This is a genomic window from Acinetobacter sp. UBA6720 (assembly GCF_002454215.1).
GTDB lineage: Bacteria > Pseudomonadota > Gammaproteobacteria > Pseudomonadales > Moraxellaceae > Acinetobacter.
In genome coordinates this window covers 1-4,185 of sequence record NZ_DKIK01000120.1, presented here as the reverse complement: position 1 = coordinate 4,185, position 4,185 = coordinate 1, and the positions used below count along the sequence as shown (strand labels likewise).

Genomic DNA, 4,185 nt, shown 5'->3' with positions numbered 1-4,185 from the left:
GGTCAAATTTTCTTTAGCAGCTCAGAGAAATTCTTTCAGTTTTTTGACTTTAACGAACATATTCAGAAGGTTGAAATTGAACTCAGCCATGCACATATTTGGGATATGACTTCAGTCCAAATGTTAAATGCTGTGGTTGAAAAGTTTGCAGCCCGCGGTGTAGTGGTCGAGGTGTTAGGCTTAAATGAAGCCAGCAGCACCCTCATTGACCGCATCAGCTCATAAAACTGAAACCCTAGATAATAATAAAAGGGCGATAACGCCCTTTTATTATTATCCATAAAGAGAGTTAAGGCTGATTCTTACGACGTCTTAGACTGCCATATAAGGCCAAACCAATTAACCCTAATGCAGACCACAGCCCTGTACTTCCCGCACTGGTTTTATCATCCTCATTAGCCACTGCATCGTTTAAGTCTAAATCCACAATCACAGGATCATGGTCAGAAGAGCGGTAAGCATCGTCTGCATAGAATGCAGCAATTTGCTCCTCAGTTTTATATTCTTCGTTATAGTCCAGTGCCGTCGGTTCATCCGCATTGATATGCCATGCAAATGCTTTTTTCACCAAAGGATAAAGTGTTGCATCGGCAATCGCATGGTCTAAATTGCCTGCGCCACCATAACCTTGGGCATTACTGGCTACACCGAAGACATAGCTATAAGCTGCTTTCCCCTGACCAATTTTTTCATCATTCAACAAGACTTTATAGTTGGCTTGTTCAAGCGCCAAAATTGGGTCTTCTTTGGCATAACTATTCATATCCCCCAACAGTAAGACATTTGGTTTACTCACCTGCGTTGGATTTTTTGCGACCCATTGCATTAACGCTTGCACTGCTTTAACGCGGGTTGGATTCCAACAGCCTTGACCATCGCCCTGATCTGCCTCTATCGAAGTTTTATCATCTGGACAGCTACCTTTAGACTTCAAATGGTTGGGAATAACTGTAAAAGTCTTCCCGCCAGATAAAGCTTGAAAGGTTTGTGCCATCGTGACACGATTTTTCTGACTCTGATCATCAAAGACCGCTGCGACATTGATTGGTTTGACCCGCTTAGCATTATAAATAATAGCAACAGCAATCGCATCGGTTCCGAGTTTGTCAGCATTTGGAGGTGTTACATATTTCCAATCGCTCCCTAGCGCTTGGGCTAAATATGCAACTGCACTACGCTCGCCATAACCATTGTTGGCAATTTCCATCAGACCATAAACATCTGCATCAATCGCTTTTAATGCACTGACAATTTTCTGATGTTGCTTTTTAAACTCAGCCTCAGAACTTGCACCACGTTCCGTCGGAAAACCTTGCGCCAAACCATTGTCATAATTCAGTACGTTAAATGCTGCAACACGAACTTGTTGTGTAGCCTTTGCTGGAACGCTTGCACGTGGGTTTGTCGCGTCTAAGACTTGCGGTGTTGTTGCATTAAGCACAGGTTGAATTCGCCATTGGTTATAACGGTATTCTAAAATGCCTTGTACATTTTGCAGTTGTGCACCTGTACGTAGGGTGTTTTTAGCACCAAAGGAAGTTGGCAACCACGGTGTTCTGTTCTGATTGTTGTAACCATCATCCAAAATCAGTTTAGAACGTAAATTTTGTTGTGCCAGTGCTTTGGCTTCGGTTGAGTTGGCAGGATATAAATTGGTTGGAATATATAAACGCGCAGGGCTTAAAGCCAACTGACCATAACGCCCATAGTCATAGTTTTCACTGACCGTTAGAGTTTGAGGAATATTGACCAACATACCCTGATAACGTTTTGGTGCATGTCCTGACATTTCAGTCAAATTATCAAAGGGCAAATTGATCGCCGTTGGCTTAACCCAGTCATGTGCCGAAGGATTACATACGTTAATACCGCTGCTTAAATCTTGAAGCTGCAGTTGGTTTTGATAGGTTTTCAGTTTGCCTTTGAAAATGACTTCCTGCCCCACTTGCCCACCTGTCACACTACTTGAAGAGGGAACATAAACAAACACCGCGTTGCTGGTATTGGCTTGGGCTTGAGCATCTGGGGTTTGGATAAAGAAACCTGAGAAACCATTGTTATAACGATAATCTGCCGTGATTACGCCTTTCACTACATATTCCACATCTTGCGATGCACTTTGCAATGTCGCAATTGGGGTCGCTGTCGTACTACAACTCACGCTGGTCAATGGTGGTGCCACTGTATTTCCAGCAAGATAACTGGAAAATGCATTTCGGTCTGACCATTTTTCCCATGCCGATGCCAAATCAAACGGTGCGGTAACGTCAATCCCTGCACTAGAAACATGATTACTTAATTGCGTACGTTTAAAGCTATTTTCCTTTGCAACACCACCCCATCCAGTGCTTGGCCTTTCCCCCACTGTACCAAAGCGGTCTATCGCAACGCCATTATGATAGAGCACCAAAGCGTCGTCACCATTGAAAGCTAAATTCGCCTGCTGTTGCACCGCATCGCCCAGCGCTTCTTTTAAAGCAGAATGCCCGACCAGATAATACCCCTTTGCTGCCAATTGCCCAGACAAACTCACTGTCAAATTTGCACTGGTCTCGCCATTTGCATATTGCTTGATCTGATATTCTGCCAAGTTGACCGTCGTCGGGTCTGGATTATAAATTTCCAACCCTTTCTTATTTTTGCTTCCATCTACATACTGACTAAATAATAGCTGTGCATACGCGGGAAAGGAACAACCTGCCAAAATCAGGCTCAGGCTTAATATCTGTGGCTTAAAATTCTTCATCATTTTTTATCAGTTGGTTAAATCGTATGGCAGGTTAATTTTTATTCGTTACATCGTGATTAATAAATGATGACAGTTTTTAGGCTAATCAAAATAGAGCGTGCTGAATTTGATAAATTCTGAGTAAAAAATTTGACTTGTCCTGCTCAGGACTTACAATACCGCTTTCGAATTTCTACATCTGCCAAAATTATGACGAATGATCAATTAGACCAGCAAGTCGTCGAGCTAGACAACTTAAATGAACACCGCGAAATTGTGACATTTATGCGTCGTTCATCTCCGCTGAACACCTCGCAACGCACTGCGCTTGAACAATATGGTCACATGATTTTGGAATACCCTGTAGGTGACTTACGCCAACAGTTTGAACATCCAGAACGCCCGCTCACAGTTGAAATTGGCTTTGGTATGGGACGTTCATTGGTCTTGATGGCGCAGGCCAACCCTGAACGTAACTATGTCGGGATTGAAGTGCATGTTCCAGGGATCGCACAATGTGTGTATGAAGCTGGAATTGCAGGTTTAACCAATCTTCGTCTGTTAGATGCAGATGCCATTCAAGTATTACGTGAAATGCCAGACAACAGCATCAACGCTGTGCAACTCTACTTCCCAGACCCATGGCAGAAAAAACGCCACTTCAAACGTCGTTTCGTTTCCCATGACCGTATGCCACTGGTTGAGCAAAAGTTGGAAATGGGTGGAACATTCCACGCAGCGACAGACTGGGAACCGTATGCAGAGTGGATGATTGATGTACTCGATAACCGTCCAAATCTTGAAAATATGGCAGGCAAAGGCAACAGCTACCCACGTCCAGACTGGCGTCCACAAACTAAATTTGAACGTCGTGGACTCGAAGAAGGTCATAAGATCAACGACTTCTTATTTAAGAAAATTAACTAAATTGTAGATCTTAAAAAAATAGGGCCGAAAGCCCTATTTTTATGCTTAAAATGTTAGAACACATGCCGAATTTCAACCGTTGGATCATGTTCATCCAAACGTTTTGCCAAAATATGTAAACGTCGTGTCGGCACTGCGGGAAACAAATGATGCTCCACATGATAAAACATGTTGTAGGTCACGACCCGTTTAAACTCATTGCGCACAGTACGCGCCATATACACATGATCTTCCGTATCATGATGCACCGTCCACACCGCAAAAAAAGCCGTCATGCATTGTCCAATCAACATGGCACTGACATGGTATTTTAAAATACTGATATCCAAGATCACAAAAACCAAAAACAATACCATGACGTTGGCAACCAGCTCAGCAGACATCCATTTTTTCTGGGTTTTAGTCCCAACCTCAAAGGCTTTTTTATGCAACATCCATGGAAAAATAGGGCCAAAAAGTAAAGCTTGCCACCACTTCATGGTTGCACTTTTCGCTTCAATATCTTCGTCCTGCATGCAATGCTGATGGTG

Annotated in this window: 4 protein-coding genes; 2 read left to right on the top strand and 2 right to left on the bottom strand. The window is 43.1% G+C overall.

Annotated elements, in window-relative coordinates; all coding sequences use genetic code 11:
• On the top strand, positions 1 to 225 hold a 225-nt coding region (locus B4F08_RS10405; protein WP_291374322.1), incomplete at its 5' end, for an STAS domain-containing protein.
• Between the two features lie 64 nt (positions 226 to 289).
• Here the strand turns inward: B4F08_RS10405 and B4F08_RS10400 are convergent.
• On the bottom strand, positions 290 to 2,746 hold the full coding sequence (locus B4F08_RS10400) for an ExeM/NucH family extracellular endonuclease (protein WP_291374332.1): 2,457 nt from the start codon (positions 2,744 to 2,746) through the stop codon (positions 290 to 292).
• Positions 2,747 to 2,938: 192 nt separating this feature from the next.
• Here B4F08_RS10400 and trmB point away from each other — a divergent pair, with 192 nt between their 5' ends.
• Positions 2,939 to 3,655, top strand: a complete 717-nt coding sequence (gene trmB / locus B4F08_RS10395; protein WP_086208879.1) for a tRNA (guanosine(46)-N7)-methyltransferase TrmB — start codon at positions 2,939 to 2,941, stop codon at positions 3,653 to 3,655.
• A 53-nt stretch (positions 3,656 to 3,708) separates the two neighbouring features.
• Here trmB and B4F08_RS10390 read toward each other — a convergent pair.
• The coding region (locus B4F08_RS10390; RefSeq protein ID WP_291374321.1) for a fatty acid desaturase at positions 3,709 to 4,185 on the bottom strand (477 nt) is incomplete at its 5' end.